The sequence below is a fragment of the Ectothiorhodospira sp. BSL-9 genome (assembly GCF_001632845.1).
Classification (GTDB): Bacteria; Pseudomonadota; Gammaproteobacteria; order Ectothiorhodospirales; family Ectothiorhodospiraceae; genus Ectothiorhodospira.
Map to the genome: position 1 here is coordinate 506422 of NZ_CP011994.1, position 17194 is coordinate 523615.

The following is a 17194-nucleotide window of genomic DNA, read 5'->3' on the forward strand; positions in this document are numbered from 1 at the left end:
CCAGACCGCAACAGGTCGTGTTGAACAAATTTAACTCCAATAAAAACAGGTGGTTAAAAACATGTACAAAAAATGACCGATTTGACTCGAGCCTTGTTGGCACGCGCCCTGGAGGCACTTTACCCCAATTCATCCACATAGTTATCCACAGCTTTTGTGGAAAAGCGGAGAAAATGAAGTGCCAGGGAGGATTTAGCGGCAAAGGCTCAAGCCCCGTTTGGAAAAAAACGGGTAAACTCAAGTAACAGATCTTCCGGGCTCATCGAGTGGCCTGGACCGGGCCTTGCTACCCGAAGCGGGGTCCAGTATATTACTCGTCTTTTTTCAGCGCTACAGGCTTTCGAGGGTGCTTGCATGAAGCCGGAAATCCATCCTGATTACCATGAAGTGAACGTGACCTGCAGTTGCGGGAATGCGTTCCAGACCCGCTCGACTCACAAAGGCGACGCCCTGAACGTGGAAGTCTGCTCTGCATGCCATCCGTTCTACACCGGCAAGCAGAAGATTCTCGACACGGCCGGGCAGGTGGACAAGTTCCGCCGCCGCTACGGTATGTAATGCCGGGGGCACGCCCCATGGCAAGAAAGTTCGAATGGGGCACAAGGGCGCCGTGGGTCGGCGCCCTTGTTGCGTTGTGCCTGGGCACAGCCCAGGCGGCCGACCTGCCCGACAGCTGTGGTGGACCGCAGGGTCGCACCAGCCAGGGGCAGGTGGACCACGTCTTTGACGGCGACACCGTACGCCTGACCGATGGCACCCGGGTGCGCCTTATCGGCCTGGACACGCCCGAGATCTTCTGGCGCGAGCGGACCGCCGAGCCTTACGGCCACGAGGCCCGGGATGCTCTTGAGGCGTTACTGAGGGAGCACGATAACCAGGTGCTCCTGGTGCACGATGCGGAACGCAAGGACCGCTATCAACGCACCCTGGCCCACCTGTTCACACCCGACGGCCAGCCCATCACCGCCCTGTTGCTGCGCCAGGGCCTGGCCACGGCCCTGACCATCCCCCCCAACGACTGGCATGTGGACTGCTACCGGGACACCGAGGCGCTCGCCCGCGCCGAGGCCCTGAAGATCTGGTCGCTGGAACATCTGGAGGCCTTCGAGGCAGAGGAACTGCCCCGCGATGCCGAGGGGTTCCGGATCGTCACGGGGGAAGTGGTGCGCATCGGGCAAAGCCAGCGCGCCCACTGGATCAATCTTGAAGGCAATGTCGCCTTTCGCATCGACCGGGAAGACATGCAGTACTTCCCCGACCTGGATATAGACGCCCTGCGCGGCGAACAAGTGGAAGGCCGCGGCTTCGTCTACACCCATCGGGGCCAGCCCCGAATCCGCATCCGCCACCCGGCGGATCTGCGCATCATCGACTAACCAAAAAGGGGACAGACACCTTTTCCGTGCGCGCCGCTGGCGCGCGGAAAAGGTGTCTGTCCCCTTTTTGGTCCCGGCTCCCACGAAAGTGCTTTTCCATGGGAGCCGGCCTGCCGGCGAACGGCTTGCCTATCAGGGCAGCAGGTGCGCCACGCCGTCACGCTCCTCGCGCAACTCCTGCTCCGTGACCTGCATGCGCTCGCGACTGAAATCATCGATCTCCAGCCCCTGCACGATGCTGTAGTCCCCGCCCTTGCAGGTGACCGGGAAGGAGTAGATCAGACCCTTCTCGATACCATAGCTGCCATCGGAAGGCACAGCCATGCTCACCCAGTCACCGTCCGGCGTACCCATCACCCAGTCGCGGATGTGATCCACGGCGGAGCTGCCGGCAGAGGCTGCACTGGAAGCACCACGGGCCTTGATGATGGCGGCGCCACGCTGCTGCACGGTGGGAATGAAGTCCGACTCGTACCAGTCCCGCGGCACCAGACCAGAGGCGGCATCGCCCTTCACCATGGCCTGACTGATATCCGGATACTGGGTGGCAGAGTGGTTACCCCAGATGATCATTTTCTTGATGTCCGTGGTGGAAGCACCGGTCTTGCCCGCCAGCTGCGCCAGGGCACGGTTGTGATCCAGACGGGTCATGGCAGTGAAATTGCGCGGGTTCAGGTCCGGGGCATTGCGCTGGGCGATCAGGGAATTGGTATTGGCGGGGTTACCCACCACCAGCACCTTCACGTCACGACTGGCCACAGCGTTCAGCGCCTTGCCCTGCTCGGAGAAGATGGCCGCATTGGCCTCCAGCAGGTCCTTGCGCTCCATCCCCGGGCCACGTGGGCGAGCACCCACCAGCAGGGCCACGTCTGCCTTGTCAAAGGCCACTTCCGGCTTGTCGGAGGTGGTGATCCCCGCCACCAGCGGGAACGCGCAGTCTTCCAGTTCCATGACCACACCGCGCAGCGCGTCCATGGCCGGAGTGATTTCCAGCAACTGCAGGATCACCGGCTGGTCCTTGCCCAGCATGTCGCCCGAGGCGATGCGGAACAGCAGGCTGTAGGAGATCTGGCCAGCAGCGCCGGTAACGGCGACGCGCATGGGGTTCTTCATGAAGCTACCTCCAGTAAGGTCTTTAATCCAGTAAGGTCATTAACATGGTGTCAATGCTCGGTTCCGGGCGCCGCACCCAGGGTCCAGCGGCTCGGAAACGGACAAAGGATACACCTCCACCCCTTGGTTTTCCGCATGACCCACGATCGTGGGTCATGCCCGGCCCATCGATGGGGCCTATTTTTTGTTGTCGTCCTTGCTGCCACTCTGGGTAAAGGCCTGCCAGAACAGCTTCTGCATGGCATCCATGTTAGCCACGCCGCTCTGCATCAGCGGCTGCATCATGGCCAGGGACTCATAACCCTGCTGCCCCTCACGCATGCGCTTGGCCACGTCCTCCATCATTTCCTTCTGAAGAGGGGCCACATCGGGCAGGCCTAGAAAGGCTCGGATTTCTTCGGGGGTGGCATCCACCTCCACATTGATCTTCATGGGAACTCCTTCGCCTGTCAGTTGTTGCAATGCTGTGACCGGGGAGGACAAAAGTAAAGCCACAGTGTGCCTTACCCCACCCCATGAACACACGTTACCAAAACCAGCCCGACCGCGCAGGTGTGCCGTCGGGATGGCCCTGCTGCATCGCGGCAGGTAGACTGCCACCGGTGAACACACCCACCTACCTGATTGACTCCAGCATCTTCGTCTTTCGCGCCTGGTTCGCCCTGCCCGAGACCATCACCTGCCGCGATGGCCACCCGGCCAACGCCGCCCACGGCTTCGTGCGCTTCGTGCACACCCTGCTGCAAAGCGAACGACCGGCCCGCATCGCCTTTGCATTCGATGAAAGCCGGGGCACCTCCTATCGCCATGCCCTCTACCCCGCCTACAAGGCCAACCGCCCACCGGCCCCCGAAGAACTCAAGCGCCAGTTCGGCTGGTGCCGGGAATTCGTGAGCGCCCTGGGCCTGGCCCACCTCTCCAGCCCCACCTTCGAAGCCGATGACCTCATTGGCACACTGGCCGCAAGGGAACGCCAGGAAGGTCGCGCGGTCGTACTGGTCACCGGCGACAAGGACCTCTCCCAGCTCGTCCATGAGGGCGACCTGTGGTGGGACCCGCACCGCAGTCAGCGGCTCGATCCCCGGGGCATTGAAAAGCGCCTGGGAGTGCGCCCCGACCAGGTGGCGGACCAACTGGCCCTGGCCGGAGACAAGGTGGACAACATCCCGGGCATCCCCGGCGTGGGCATGGCCACGGCGGCCCGCCTGCTGCGCCGCACCGACACCCTGGAGGCCCTGCTGGAGGACATCCCGGCCATTGCCCACATGCCCATCCGGGGCGCCAAACGCCTCATGGGCCTGGTGGACACCCACCGCGACACGGTGCGACTGGCCCGTCAGCTCACGGGCATCCACTGCGAGGCCGGTCTGCCGGCAGGCCTGGACCTGGGGCGCGGGCGTCCGGATGGGGCTCGACTGGGGGATCTGATGGACCAACTGGCCCTGCCTCCGTCCCGGCGATTTGACTGGGACAGGATCTAGACAGGCGCCCCTCGAGTTTTGGCAGAATACAGAGCCTCGTCGTCACGCGTGGAGACCATGGACCTACACACCCATACCGCCAGCACCGGACAATGCACACGCCCCCTTCGCCGGGCAGTGGTGCTCGCCCTGCTGCTCACCCTGCTCTGGGCGGCCCCGGCCCACAGCCACCCCCATGCCTGGATCGACCTGCAGGTCAGCGCCGTCTTCAATGAGGATGGCCACATCACCCAGCTGCGCCAGGCCTGGCTCATGGACCCCTTCTACAGCACCTTCCTGCTGGACGACATGGCCCAGGACGCCAGCGGCGACACCCAGGAAGAACAGCTGGACAGCATCGCCCGGCAGATCATCAAGAACCTGAGCGATTATCATTACTTCACCGAGATCCACCATGGCGACACCGCCATCCAGGACGCCAGGGCGGAAGATCCCCGACTGGTTCAGAAACAGCGTCGCCTGGAACTGAGCTTCACGCTCCGCTTCGAGCAACCGCTGGACCCCGCCGATGCCCCCCTGAAGTATGCGGTGTTCGACCCCACCTACTTCATCGAGATCCTGCATGCCGAGAGTGGCGGCATCCACCTGGAGGGCGGCTCCGAGCGCTGCGACATGGACCTGCGCGTCCCCCGCCCCGACCCCGCCATGGTGGCCCGGGCCGCCATGCTGGACTACGACCAGCAGGGCGACCCCAACATGGGTAAACATTTTGCTGAACGGGTGACCATCGAATGTTCCCGCTGATCATCCTCCTCATCGCCACCCTGCTCATCCCCGGACCTGCCACAGCCTCCCCACTCACCGGCGGCGCCCCGGCCCAGGAAAGCCAGCAGAGCCAGGAAACCCCGGCAGAGGCCACCCAGGCCGACAGCCTCCTGGACCGCTTCGTTGCCTGGACCATCACCCAGCAACGAGCCCTGCATCGCCAGCTGGCCGACGGCATGGAGACCCTGCAGGAAGCCCCCACTGCGGCCAATGCCGGCGCGCTGATCCTCATCAGCTTTCTCTACGGCATCTTTCACGCCGCCGGCCCCGGGCATGGCAAGGCGGTGATCACCACCTATCTGCTCACCCACCGACAGCACCTGCGACGCGCACTCACGCTGTCCTTCGCCGCCGCCCTGATGCAGGGGCTTACCGCGGTGATCGCCGTGGCCACCGTCCTGTTCATCGTCGGGCGCACAGCGCGGGATGCCATGGGCCAGGCACCGGCGCTGGAACAGGCCAGTTTCGCCCTGGTGGCCCTGCTGGGGGCCTGGCTCATGTTGCGGGCAGTCCGGCAGTTGATCCGCATCGCCCGGGAGCGACGCCGTCACCCCGTGCCCACACTTTCCCCCGCAGTAGGCGCCGCGCCGGTGTTCACGGCGGCGCCGTCTCAGCAGGGGGCGCCCGCCCCCCTCGCACCGTCCATGAACGGCCATGCAGCCCATCACGAACACGGCGCCCATTGCGGCTGCGCCCATCACGTGGACCCGGGCCAGGCTGCCCGCGCCGACAGCGTCTGGGCCATGGTGGCCACAGTGGCGGCCGTGGGTATCCGTCCCTGTACCGGGGCCATCCTGGTCCTGGTCGTGGCCCATATCATGGGCCTGTGGACCGCCGGCATCGCCGCCGTGATGGCCATGTCCGTGGGCACGGCCATTACCGTGTCCATCCTGGCCATCATGGCCGTGCAGGCCCGTACCCTGGCCACGCGACTCTCCGGCGGCCTGGGCATCAAAACGCAACTCGCCGCCCACGGTGTGGGCCTGCTGGGCGGGATGCTCATCCTGGGCATGGGACTGATCCTGTTCCTGGGCAGCTTCACCACCCGCGTGCCACACCCCATGGGACTCTAGCCATGACCCGCTCCCGCAACCCCAGGGACTCGGGCAAGGAGCCGGCGCGTGTCATCCTGTTCAACAAGCCCTTCGACGTGCTCACCCAGTTCACCGACAAGGAGGGCCGCAAGACCCTGGCCGACTTCATCCCCGTGCCCGGGGTGTATGCCGCTGGCCGCCTGGATCGGGACAGCGAGGGTCTGGTGGTGCTCACCGACAACGGCCAGCTTCAGGCGCGCATCAGCCACCCGGATCACGCCATGAGCAAGACCTACTGGGCCCAGGTGGAGGGCATCCCGGACGAGACCGCCCTGCGGGCCCTGTGCGACGGGGTAGAGTTGCGTGACGGCCTCACCCAACCCGCCCGCGCCCGGCTGATGGACGAACCCGCCAGTCTCTGGCCCCGTGACCCACCCATCCGCGAGCGCCGTCACATCCCCACCGCCTGGGTGGAACTCACCCTCTCGGAGGGCCGCAACCGCCAGGTGCGACGCATGACCGCCGCCGTCGGTCACCCCACCCTGCGACTGATCCGTTACCGTGTGGGGTCATGGACGCTGGATGGCCTGGAGCCGGGGGCATGGTATGCCCTGTACCTTTGATCCGGCATCACCCGTGGTATCGCAGGCATCCCAAGACACCGCCATTCGCGGCCAAGGGCCGCTTCCACAGTGATCTCTGTTGCAGGAACTTGCATCACGGTCTTAAAGTCAGTCATTGAAGTGAACCGGGCACCTACCCGGGAGGGATTTATTGATGTCATCGATCCGACTGGCCGGCCTGCTTATTCCGGTCCTGCTCTTGCTGCCGGGAATGGCAACGGCCCTCACCTCCGGGACCACCGCCGAGCGCGCCGCCTTCGAGCGCGCCGAATCGGCCCTGAACCGCGGCGACCGCCAGGCCTTCCAGAGTGGCGTCAAGGCTCTCCAGGATTACCCCCTGCTGCCCTACCTGCTGCATGCTGATCTGAACAAACGTTTCTCGCAGCTTCGCCCCGACGAAGTGGAACAGTTCCTGGAGCGCTGGGGCGACACCCCTCCGGGGCGCCGTCTGCAGATCCGCTGGCTCACGCAACTGGCCCGGGATGAAGACTGGACAACCTATCGGGAACACTACCGTGAGGGGCTGGGCACCACCCTCACCTGCCACCATCACACGGCCCTGCTCAGGACAGGGCAGCGCCAACGCGCCCTGGAAGGCGTGGAAGACCTCTGGCTGGTGGGGCGATCACAGCCCGACGCCTGCGACCCCATCTTCAACGCCTGGCGCGACGCCGACCGCCTCACCCCTGAACTTGCCTGGGGCCGCTTCAGCCTGGCCATGGAAGCCGGCCAGCCCGGTCTGGCCCGGTATCTGCGCCGCTATATGCCGGAAGAAGACCGCACCTGGGCCAACCGCTGGATCTCCCTGCACGAGGACCCCAAACGCATCAGGGACATTGAGTGGCGGGCCGACACCCATCCCCGCGCCAGCGAAATCATCACCCACGCCTTCAATCGTCTGACCCGCCGTGATCCTCGAGAAGCGCTGGAAGTCTGGGAAAGCTCGGATTCCGACTGGGGACTGAGCCGCCAGGACGCCCTGGACACCCAGCGCTTCATCGCCCTGCGGCTGGCCGTGCGGGAACGTCAGGATGCCCTGCCCCATCTGGCTTCCCTTTCCCATGCCGTGTTTGACGACACACTCCGGCAATGGCAGGCCCGCGCCGCCCTGGCGGGTCAGGACTGGGAGACCGTGGCCCGGACCATCACCCACATGTCGCCCGAGAGCCGGGACGAGGACGTATGGCGCTACTGGCATGCCCGTGCGCTGGAACAGATGGGCGACGACAGGAGTGCCCGCGCCCTGTACACGCAGGTGGCCGAGAGCCGCAACTTCTATGGCTTTCTCGCCGCCGACCGCATCAATGCCCCGTATCGCATCGGCCACCGCCCGCTGGACGTGGAATCCGGTCGTCTGCAGGACATCGCCCGGAACGACACCCTGCGTCGCGCCATGGAACTGCGCGCCCTGGGGCGCCATATCGACGCTCGCCGGGAGTGGTTCCACCTGCAGAACCAACTGGAAGGCGACGACCTGGCCGCCGCCGCCATCCTGGCCCGGGGCGAGGGCTGGCACGACCGGGCCATCTTTGCCGCGGCCCGGGCCCAGCGCTTTGACGACATCGACCTGCGCTTCCCCCTGGTGCACACCCGGCTGATCACCGAAAAGGCCTCGGAGCAGGGCATCAACCCCGCCTGGGCCATGGCCGTGGCCCGCCAGGAAAGCGCCTTCATGGAAGATGCCCGCTCCCACGCCGGGGCCCTGGGCCTGATGCAGATCATGCCCGCCACCGGTCGCTCCATGGCCCCCAATGTGGGCCTGAGCATCGACCACAGCCTGCAACTACTGGATCCCGGCATCAACGTGAGCATTGGCACCTACTACCTCAAGCGCAATCTTGAAGGGTTTGGTGGTCACCCCATGCTCTCCACCGCCGCCTACAACGCGGGTGCCGGCCGGGTGCGCAGCTGGTTGCCCGAAGAAGCCCTGCCCGCCGATGTGTGGGCCGAACTGATCCCCTTCCATGAGACCCGCGACTATGTGCGCCGGGTACTGGCCTATCAGGTGATCTACGAGGTGCGCATGGGCCTCAACCCCACCACACTGAGCAGCCTGCTGCCCCCGGTGACCCCCCGCTCGCAATTGAGTGAGTCCCAGATCCTGCACCAGACCCGCTGGTCCGGTAGCGACAACCTGAGCCAGCCGCTCACGGAGATCTGTGATGCGCCGGGGTACACCGAAAACCCCTGTTTGTGAGGATACAAATGACCCTCTGGCAGAACCTATCCAACCAGATCACTCAAGCCAGCGGCGAGAGCTTCACCCTCAAGAACTACCGCGGGGCCGGCGGCGGCTGCATCAACGAGGCGGCCGTGCTGGAAGGCAAGGACGGGCGCAGCTTCTTCGTCAAGCTCAACCGCCCGGAACTGGAGGACATGTTCGCCGCCGAGGCCGAAGGCCTGCACGCCCTGGGAGAACCCGGAGAGATCCGCGTCCCCACGCCCGTGTGCCATGGCATCACTGACGGACGCAGCTATCTCATCATGGAACACATCCCCCTGGGCGGGCCGCGCAACTCCCAGGCCTTCGGGGAGCAACTGGCCCGGTTGCACCAGCATATCCAGCCCCGCCATGGATGGCACCGGGACAACACCATCGGCAGCACCCCGCAGATCAACACCTGGAGCGACGACTGGGTGCATTTCTGGCGTGAGCACCGCCTGGGCTATCAGTTGGGCCGTGCGCGCGACCAGGGCGCCGGTCGGACCCTGCTGGAAGCCGTGGAACAGTTGATGGCATCCCTGCCGGCCTTCTTCACGGACTATCGGCCACAAGCCTCGGTGCTGCACGGTGACCTGTGGGGCGGCAATCACGACTCGGACGCCCAGGGGAACCCGGTGATCTTCGATCCCGCGGTGTACTACGGGGACCGGGAGACGGACGTGGCCATGACGGAGTTATTCGGCGGTTGCGACCGGGATTTCTACGCAGCCTATGACGCCACGTGGCAACGGGACGCGGGCTATGGGGTGAGGAAGGATCTGTACAACCTGTACCACCTGCTGAACCACTTCAATCTGTTCGGTGGGGGCTATGCGGGTCAGTCGGAGCGCTTGGCACGGCGGCTACTGGCGGAGGTTAAGGGATAAGAACCAACACCCCCCTGACCTCCCCTGCCCGGGTCTCCCGCAGCACCTCCCAGCCAACGGGCAACACCAACTCCGACACATCCGACTCGTGCTCCAGATACACCCGCGCACCCGGGCGCAATAGCCCAGGGCGCTCCAGGGCCTCGATGGACTCCACCAACAGCCCCGTGCGATAGGGAGGATCCAGAAACACCAGATCAAACCCCTCATCGCACTGCCTGAGATACCCCAGCCCATCCCGCGCCTGCACCTGGATCTGCTCCGCGCCCAGGGTAGCCACCTGCTCACGCAGATGGGCCGCCAGCCGGGCATCCCGCTCCACCATCACCACCCGGGCGGCCCCTCGCGAGGCCGCCTCAAAGCCCAGGGCCCCTGAGCCGGCAAACAGATCCAGGCAACGGGCCCCGGGCAATATCGGTTGCAGCCAGTTGAACAGGGTCTCGCGCACCCGGTCCGGCGTGGGCCTCAGACCGGGGGCATGGGGCACCGGCAGGCGGCGGCTGCGCCACTGCCCGCCGATGATCCGCAGCCGCCCGGGGGCCCCCCGGCGCGGCGCACCCCTCAACCCTCGCCTCCAACAATCACCGTGACCAGGCGCTCCGGGTCCACCCGACGGGCAAAGGCCTCGTTCACCTGCTCGGGCGTCAGGGCCTCCACCTCATCGGTGAACGTGTCCAGAAAATCCAGGGGCAGACCATAGAACCCCATCATGGCCACATGATCCAGGATGCCGGAGTTACTGGCCGTACGGAGCGGGAACCCGCCCACGATATTGCGCACGCTGGCGTTCAGCTCATCCTCATCCAGGCCCTCGGCCACGAAGTCTTCCAGGGTGTCGCGTATCACGCCAATGGCCTCGTCCGCCTGGTCCACCTGGGTCTGCACACCCATGATGAAGGGCCCTGCCTGGGACATGGGCGAGAAGTGGCTGAACACGCTATAGGCCAGGCCCCGCTGGGTGCGCACCTCATCCACAAGGCGCGAGGTGAACCCGCTGCCACCCAGACGGTGGTTGCCCACATAGAGCGGGAAATAGTCCGCATCCCCCCGGGCCATCCCGGGTTGCCCCATGAACACATGCACCTGTTCGGAGGGGAAGGACACCCGCACCGTCTCGGCGGACTCCAGGGGCTCCACCTCCGGCAGGGCCGGGGCCGGTTCACCCTCGGGCAGGGCCGCGGCTACCCGCTCGGCCACCGCCTCGGCCTGTTCCCGATCCAGCCCCCCCACCAGGGCCAGCACGCCATTGCGGGCCACGTAGTAGCGCTCATGGAAGGCCTTCAGGTCATCCGTGGTCACGGACTCAAGCCCTTCCTGGGTGCCGATGGGCATGCCTGCATAGGGATGATCGCCGTACACCGTCTCGAAGAAGGTGCGCCGGGCAATCGCCCCCGGGTTCTGCTCCTGAGCCTGCAGGGCCACCAGGGCCTGACGCCGGGCCCGGTCCAGCCCGCGCTGCTCGAAACGGGGCTGACTCACGGTGGTCACGAAGGTCTCCACCGCCGTCTCCATCCAGTCTGCCTCGGTCAGGGTGCGCAGCGAGGCCGTGGCCATGTCCCGCTGCGAGTCGCTGCTGAACTGGGCACCCACGCCCTCGAAACGCTCAGCGATGGCATCCGCATCCCAGTCCGCAGCCCCATCGGAAAGCAGGCTGTTAGTGAGCCGCGCCAGGCCGGGTTGATCTCCATCCCGCGCACTTCCCCCATGGAACACCAGGCGCATATCCACCATGGGCAGGGCCGGCGCGGGCACGAAATACACCTTCAACCCGTTGTCGGTCTCCCAGTGCTGGATGTCACTCTCACCCGCCACGGCCCCCGCCGGGAGCCCAAGCACCAGTGCCAAGGCCACCACCATGCCTTTCCACTCGTGGGAGCGGCCCTCGGCCGCGAATGTCGAAGCCACAATCGATTCCCCCTTCACCATCAACAATCCAGTCATCATCTTCCACCTCACCGCAGATGCCCTTCGAAGTAGCCCGGCGGATCATCCGGATCGATGGGCTGTGGGTCCAGCCAGGCCACGGTGCGTTGATCCGGGTCGAAATAGCGCTGCGCCACCTCCTGTACCTGCTCGGCCGTGACCGCCCTCACCCGCTCGGCGAAACGCTCACCCTCCTCCCAGGACAACCCCACGCTCTCCAGCATGCCCAGTTGCATGGCCTGACCCTGGATGGAATCCCGGCGGTACACATCCCTTGCCACCACCTGGGCCTTCACCCGCTCCAGTTCCGACTCGCTGATGGGTTCGTCCTTGAGTCGCTCCAGGGCCTCGATCAGGGCCTGCTCCACCTCGTCCCGATCCGCATCGGCAGAGGGCGTGGCACGCACGGTGAACAGGTTGTCCAGACGCGAGAACGGCGTGTAGCTCACCCCGGCAGAGGCCACCAGTTCCCGCTCCCGCTCCAGTTCCCTGGGAATGCGGGCACTCTCGCCGCCATCCAGCACGCCGGCGGCCACCAGCAGGGCATAGGGCTCCCAGGACTCTTCAGCCGTGAGCAGTACCGGCACCTTGTAACCCATGAGCAACTGCGGCACCCGGGCCGGGGCCTTCACGGTAATGCGCCGCTCACCCAACTGGCGGGTCTCGGTGCGGGATTTCACCTGGGGCAGGTCCCGGGCGGGGATGTCGCCGAAACGGGCCTTGGCCATCTCGTGCACCCGGTCGGGTTCCACATCCCCCACCACCACGAGGATGGCGTTATTGGGGGCATACCAACGGTCATACCAGTCGCGCAGGTCGGCCACGGTGTATTCGTCGATATCCACCATCCAGCCGATCACTGGAATGCCATAGGGGCTGTTGAGCCAGGCGGTGGCATTGAAGTGCTCCCGGGTCAGGGCATTGGGGTTGTCCTCGGTGCGCAGCCGGCGCTCCTCGCGCACCACCCGCATCTCCTGGATGAACTCATCCTCGGGCAGGGCCAGGTTCTGCATCCGGTCCGCCTCCAGTTCCAGGGCCCGGTCCAGGTGGTCGGCCGCAAGTTGCTGAAAGTAGGCGGTGTAGTCGCGACTGGTGAAGGCATTCTCGCGCCCCCCCAGTTCGGCGATGATGCGGGAGAACTCCCCGGCGGGGTAGTCCTCGGTGCCCTTGAACATCATGTGCTCCAGGGCGTGGGAGATCCCGGTGATGCCTCCATGTTCATGACTCGAACCCACCCGATACCAGACCATGGATGACACCACGGGCGCCCGGGTGTCGGGGCGCACCAGCACCTTCATGCCGTTGTCCAGCTCATATTCAAAGACGTCGCTCCCTGACTCGGCCAGCGCGGGGCCATTGCCGAACAGGAGCAGTGCAAAGCAAAGCAGCAGGGCCTTCTGTTTCATTTCGGCAGACGTTCCTCAGTGGTAGGATGTGGCAACTCGATCACCATAGACCTTCTCAACCCATGTTCGGTTTCCGAAAAAAGAAAAAGCCCGCAGAGCCCACCCAGGCTCCGAAGCCTTCCGAGGCCCCCAAGCCTTCCGAGGCAGGCGAGAGCTTCGAGGCCCTGGAGATCATCGAGGCCCCCGAGAGTATCAGGTCTCCCAGACGGGACAAGGCCGGTCCGGGAGCTAAGGATGCGCCCAGGCCGGAGCCGGAGTCCGCGAAGGCCGCCAAGCCCGAGGCCCAGCCACCCCAGCCCACAAAGGCTGCGGAAACCAGGCCGTCGACCGCGAAGGCCGAAGCCCCATCGTCCTCTGGTGCCTCTCCATTCGCGGCCAAGGGCCGCTCCCACACGTCCCCACCCGACACCCCCCGGGAGCAACTCCCGCCCGCGAAGCCGGAACCCAACAAGGCCGCCGCACCCCAGTCCCAGCCCGCCAAGCCCCCCGAAGCGCCGCGGGAGCAGCCCCCGGCCACGAAGCCGGAGCCCAGCAAGGCCGCCACAGCCCAGGCCCAGCCCGCCCCCCCCCCGAAGCACGGCGGGAGCAGCCCCCGGCCGCGAAGCCGGAACTCAACAAGACTGCCTCCCCCCAGGCCCAGCCTCCTCAGCCCTCAAAGACCGAGGAAGCCAAGCCCGCCACCGGGGAAGAAGTCCCCACCAGCAAGTCCGGCCTCTTCTCTCGCCTGCGCAAGGGGCTGTCCAAGACATCCTCCACCCTCACCGAGGGCATGGCCGGACTGGTCATGGGCAAGAAGGCCATCGACGATGAACTACTGGAGGAACTGGAAACCCGCCTGCTGATGGCCGACGTGGGCATCGAGGCCACCGAAGAGATCCTGGACAACCTCACCACCCGGGTGGCCCGCAAGGAACTCAAAGATGCCGAGGCCCTGGTCAAGGCCCTTGAAGCCGCCATGGTGGACGTGCTCGAGCCGGTACAGGCGCCCCTGAAGATCGACCGTGACCACAAGCCCTACGTCATCCTGGTGCTGGGCATCAACGGCTCCGGCAAGACCACCACCATCGGCAAGCTTACCCACCGCCTGCGGTCCCAGGGCCTGTCGGTGATGCTGGCCGCTGGCGACACCTTCCGTGCCGCCGCCGTGGAACAGCTGCAGACCTGGGGCGAACGCAATCAGGCCCCGGTGATCTCCCAGGGCAAGGGCGCCGACTCCGCCTCGGTGATCTACGATGGCGTGCAGGCCGCCAAGGCCCGCGGCATGGACGTGCTCATCGCCGACACCGCCGGTCGGCTGCACACCCAGACCAATCTCATGGACGAACTCAAGAAGGTCAAACGGGTCATCCAGCGCCTGGAACCGGAAGCCCCCCACGAGATCCTGCTGGTGGTGGACGGCGGCACCGGCCAGAACGCCCTCAACCAGGCCCAGGACTTCGACCTGGCCATGGGTGTGACCGGCATTGCCGTCACCAAGCTGGACGGCACCGCCAAGGGCGGCATCCTGTTTGCCATGGCCCAGAAGGTGGGCATCCCGGTGCGCTTCATCGGCGTGGGGGAAAGCATCGAGGATCTGCGCGAGTTCGACGCCAAGGACTTTGCCCGGGCATTGCTGTCGGATGGCGCTCAGAAGGAGTGACGGCGCCCCCGGCGCCACCCCCAATCCATGATCCACCTGAAGAACGTCACCAAGCGTTATCCCACCGGCCATGAGGCCCTGTCCCGCATCAATCTCAAGCTGGACAAGGGCGCCATGGCCTTTCTCACCGGCCACTCCGGAGCCGGCAAGAGCACCCTGCTCAAGCTGATCGCCCTGATCGAGCGGCCCACCCGCGGCCGGCTCATCGTCAACGATCAGGACCTGGCCGACCTCGCTCCCCGGCAGGTGCCGTACTTCCGTCGCCAGATCGGCATCATTTTCCAGGATCACCACCTGCTGCACGATCGCAGCGTCTTCGACAACGTGGCCCTGCCGCTGGTGATCCAGGGCTACCGACAGCACGAGATCGCCCGCCGCGCCCGGGCCGCCCTGGACCGGGTTGGCCTGCTGCACAAGGAAGGCGCCGCGCCCATCACCCTCTCCAGCGGAGAGCAGCAGCGGGTGGGCATCGCCCGGGCCGTGGTGCATAAACCGGCCATCCTGCTGGCCGACGAACCCACCGGCAATCTGGACCCGGACCTGTCCCGGGAGATCATGGAGCTGTTCATCCGCTTCAACCAGGTGGGCACCACGGTGATGATCGCCAGCCACGACCTGGAACTCATCTCCAGCCTGGGCAAGCCCATGGTGAGACTGCATGAGGGGCGTTTGCAGCTGCAGCGCCAGCCGGAGCCCGCATGAGGTCGCGCCGTCGTCTCAGCCGGCCCACCATGCATGCCCGCTTCCAGGCCTACGGCATCAATCATCTGCGGGCCTTGGTGTTCAGCCTGGGCAAGCTCTACCGGGCCCCGTTCTCCAGCCTGCTCACCCTGATGGTGATCGCCATTGCGCTCACCCTGCCCAGCATCCTGTATCTCATCCTGGCCAACCTGCAGCAGGTCACCCCCCAGTGGGATCGCAGCGCGCAGATCTCCGTGTTCCTGGAGTCATCCGTGGCGGATGAGGACGTCCCGGCCCTGGCCACCCGTCTGGCCCAGCGATCCGACGTGGCCGCCACCGAAGGCATCACCCGCGATCAGGCCCTGGAGGAATTCCGCGCCCACTCCGGTTTTGGCGACGCCGTGGATGCCCTGGGGGAGAATCCGCTGCCGGCCGTCATCCTGATCACTCCGGCCCTGGACACCCAATCCCCGGCCAATCTGGAAGCCCTGGTGGCATCCCTGAACGAACTGGCCGAGGTGGACAGCGCCAGCCTGGACATGCAGTGGGTGCAGCGCCTGTACGCCATCATGGAAACCCTGGAACGCACCACCCTCATCCTGGCCCTGCTGCTGGGCCTGGGGGTGATCCTGGTGGTGGGCAACACCATCCGTCTGGACATCCAGAGCCGTCGCGAGGAGATCGAGGTAGCCAAACTGGTGGGCGCCACCGACGCCTTCATCCGCCGCCCGTTCCTGTACGGCGGCCTCTGGCTGGGCCTGGGCGGCGCCCTCACCGCCCTGCTCATCGTTGCCATCACCCGCCTCCTCCTCACCCCCCCGGTCCAGGACCTGGCCGCCCTCTACGGCGGTCAGTTCGGCATCCGCGGCCTCACCGCCCCCGACACCCTCACCCTCCTCGCCACCGGCGCCATCCTCGGCCTGGCCGGCTCCTGGGTCACCGTAGGCCGCCACCTCCGCGACATCGAGCCCTCCTGAAGGGACACAAAAAAGGGGACGGACACCTTTTCTGTGCGCGCCACTGGCGCGCGGAAAAGGTGTCCGTCCCCTTTTTTGCGTCAGGAACTCCACTCCCCCTTAGCACTCCAACGAGCAGACTGCTAAAATCACGACATTCCAGCAGGAATGGGGAGGACGCCAACGATGAACACCGCGCTAGTCGCCACAAAAGACAATCTGGCCGTACCGGTCGGCAACCTGGAAAGCTACATTCAGGCGGTCGGCCAGTTGCACGTTCTGGAGGCCGATGACGAGAAGGCCCTGGCCCGTCGCCTGCGCGACCACCAGGACCTGGAGGCTGCGCGTACCCTTGTGATGCACAACCTTCGGTTCGTGGTGCATATCGCGCGGGGCTATTCCGGTTACGGATTGGGCCTGGGCGATCTGATTCAGGAGGGCAACATCGGCCTCATGAAGGCGGTGAAGCGCTTTGATCCGGAGATGAACGTGCGCCTGATCTCCTTCGCCGTGCACTGGATCCGGGCCGAGATCCATGAATTCGTGCTGCGCAACTGGCGCATCGTCAAGGTGGCCACCACCAAGGCGCAGCGCAAGTTGTTCTTCAACCTGCGCAGCGCCAAGCAGCGCCTGGGCTGGTTCAATCAGAGTGAAGTGGAAACCGTGGCCCGGGACCTGGGCGTCACCCCCCGCGAGGTCATGGAGATGGAATCGCGCATGGCCGGCCAGGACATGAGCTTCGACCCGGAACCCCGGGACGAAGACACCCCCTACCTGCCCCCTTCGGAGTCCCTGACCGACCAGACCGACGATCCGGCCCAGGCTTTGGAACGCAGCGACTGGGACAGCTACCACCACACCCGCCTGCAGCAGGCCATGGAGGCCCTGGACGACCGCAGCCGCCAGATCCTGGCCCGCCGCTGGCTGGCCGAAGACAAGGCCACCCTGCACGAACTGGCCGCCGAATACAGCGTATCCGCCGAACGCATCCGGCAGCTGGAAAACAACGCCATCGGCAAGCTACGCAAGGCGATGGCCGCGTAAAGGCACAAAAAGGGGAGCAAAAAGGGGACAGACACCTTTTCCAGGCGCGCCATCGGCGCGCGG

The 17194-nt window shown here is 65.6% G+C and carries 17 protein-coding genes; 12 read left to right on the plus strand and 5 right to left on the minus strand.

The genetic code is table 11. The features are described from left to right. Nucleotides 1-354: 354 nt before the first annotated feature. Both rpmE and ECTOBSL9_RS02545 read left to right on the plus strand, forming a co-directional pair. Nucleotides 355-558: a 50S ribosomal protein L31 gene (gene rpmE, locus ECTOBSL9_RS02540; protein ID WP_025282842.1), complete on the plus strand. Its 204-nt coding sequence runs from the start codon at nucleotides 355-357 to the stop codon at nucleotides 556-558. 17 nt (nucleotides 559-575) lie between these two features. Further along, nucleotides 576-1376, plus strand: a complete 801-nt coding sequence (locus tag ECTOBSL9_RS02545) for a thermonuclease family protein (protein WP_063465964.1) — start codon at nucleotides 576-578, stop codon at nucleotides 1374-1376. Nucleotides 1377-1508: 132 nt separating this feature from the next. On the opposite strand, the gene ECTOBSL9_RS02550 is transcribed toward ECTOBSL9_RS02545, so the two are convergent. Both ECTOBSL9_RS02550 and ECTOBSL9_RS02555 read right to left on the minus strand, forming a co-directional pair. Next, nucleotides 1509-2489: a malate dehydrogenase gene (locus ECTOBSL9_RS02550; protein WP_063463742.1), complete on the minus strand. Its 981-nt coding sequence runs from the start codon at nucleotides 2487-2489 to the stop codon at nucleotides 1509-1511. 177 nt (nucleotides 2490-2666) lie between these two features. After that, complete coding sequence (locus tag ECTOBSL9_RS02555) at nucleotides 2667-2921, minus strand: DUF6489 family protein (RefSeq protein ID WP_025282845.1); 255 nt, start codon at nucleotides 2919-2921, stop codon at nucleotides 2667-2669. Nucleotides 2922-3091: 170 nt separating this feature from the next. Between ECTOBSL9_RS02555 and ECTOBSL9_RS02560 the strand changes: the two genes are divergently transcribed. From ECTOBSL9_RS02560 to ECTOBSL9_RS02585, 6 genes are all read left to right on the plus strand, one after another. Beyond that, a complete protein-coding gene (locus ECTOBSL9_RS02560; protein WP_063463743.1) occupies nucleotides 3092-3970 on the plus strand; it encodes a 5'-3' exonuclease H3TH domain-containing protein in 879 nt (292 codons plus the stop codon). Between the two features lie 57 nt (nucleotides 3971-4027). Next, nucleotides 4028-4714: a DUF1007 family protein gene (locus ECTOBSL9_RS02565; RefSeq protein WP_063463744.1), complete on the plus strand. Its 687-nt coding sequence runs from the start codon at nucleotides 4028-4030 to the stop codon at nucleotides 4712-4714. Next, entirely contained in the window at nucleotides 4702-5808 is a 1107-nt protein-coding gene (locus ECTOBSL9_RS02570; protein ID WP_063463745.1) for a nickel/cobalt transporter, read from the plus strand. Before ECTOBSL9_RS02565 ends, ECTOBSL9_RS02570 begins: the two co-directional genes overlap by 13 nt. Nucleotides 5809-5810: 2 nt before the next feature. Continuing rightward, nucleotides 5811-6392 (plus strand): rRNA large subunit pseudouridine synthase E, encoded by a 582-nt coding sequence (locus ECTOBSL9_RS02575; protein ID WP_063463746.1) that lies wholly within the window; start codon nucleotides 5811-5813, stop codon nucleotides 6390-6392. Nucleotides 6393-6546: 154 nt separating this feature from the next. Then, nucleotides 6547-8589 (plus strand): transglycosylase SLT domain-containing protein, encoded by a 2043-nt coding sequence (locus tag ECTOBSL9_RS02580; protein ID WP_063463747.1) that lies wholly within the window; start codon nucleotides 6547-6549, stop codon nucleotides 8587-8589. A gap of 8 nt (nucleotides 8590-8597) precedes the next feature. Continuing rightward, a complete protein-coding gene (locus ECTOBSL9_RS02585) occupies nucleotides 8598-9482 on the plus strand; it encodes a fructosamine kinase family protein (RefSeq protein ID WP_063463748.1) in 885 nt (294 codons plus the stop codon). Here ECTOBSL9_RS02585 and rsmD read toward each other — a convergent pair. The 3 genes from rsmD to ECTOBSL9_RS02600 all read right to left on the minus strand — a co-directional run bounded on the left by rsmD (nucleotide 9472) and on the right by ECTOBSL9_RS02600 (nucleotide 12811). After that, nucleotides 9472-10047, minus strand: a complete 576-nt coding sequence (rsmD, locus tag ECTOBSL9_RS02590; protein ID WP_240481035.1) for a 16S rRNA (guanine(966)-N(2))-methyltransferase RsmD — start codon at nucleotides 10045-10047, stop codon at nucleotides 9472-9474. The two genes, ECTOBSL9_RS02585 and rsmD, sit on opposite strands and share 11 nt — an antisense overlap. Then, a complete protein-coding gene (locus tag ECTOBSL9_RS02595; RefSeq protein WP_063465966.1) occupies nucleotides 10044-11339 on the minus strand; it encodes a pitrilysin family protein in 1296 nt (431 codons plus the stop codon). The genes rsmD and ECTOBSL9_RS02595 overlap by 4 nt, the downstream gene beginning before the upstream one ends. A gap of 95 nt (nucleotides 11340-11434) precedes the next feature. Beyond that, a complete protein-coding gene (locus ECTOBSL9_RS02600) occupies nucleotides 11435-12811 on the minus strand; it encodes a pitrilysin family protein (protein WP_063463749.1) in 1377 nt (458 codons plus the stop codon). 367 nt (nucleotides 12812-13178) lie between these two features. On the opposite strand from ECTOBSL9_RS02600, the gene ftsY reads away from it, so the two are divergent. The 4 genes from ftsY to rpoH all read left to right on the plus strand — a co-directional run bounded on the left by ftsY (nucleotide 13179) and on the right by rpoH (nucleotide 17131). Then, nucleotides 13179-14450, plus strand: a complete 1272-nt coding sequence (gene ftsY, locus ECTOBSL9_RS02610) for a signal recognition particle-docking protein FtsY (protein WP_082829693.1) — start codon at nucleotides 13179-13181, stop codon at nucleotides 14448-14450. A 27-nt stretch (nucleotides 14451-14477) separates the two neighbouring features. Further along, a complete protein-coding gene (gene ftsE / locus ECTOBSL9_RS02615) occupies nucleotides 14478-15152 on the plus strand; it encodes a cell division ATP-binding protein FtsE (RefSeq protein WP_063463751.1) in 675 nt (224 codons plus the stop codon). Next, nucleotides 15149-16108, plus strand: coding sequence for a permease-like cell division protein FtsX (gene ftsX / locus ECTOBSL9_RS02620; RefSeq protein ID WP_063463752.1), 960 nt, complete (start codon nucleotides 15149-15151; stop codon nucleotides 16106-16108). Before ftsE ends, ftsX begins: the two co-directional genes overlap by 4 nt. Before the next feature lie 165 nt (nucleotides 16109-16273). Then, nucleotides 16274-17131 (plus strand): RNA polymerase sigma factor RpoH, encoded by an 858-nt coding sequence (gene rpoH, locus ECTOBSL9_RS02625; RefSeq protein ID WP_063463753.1) that lies wholly within the window; start codon nucleotides 16274-16276, stop codon nucleotides 17129-17131. The last annotated feature ends 63 nt before the right edge of the window (nucleotides 17132-17194 follow it).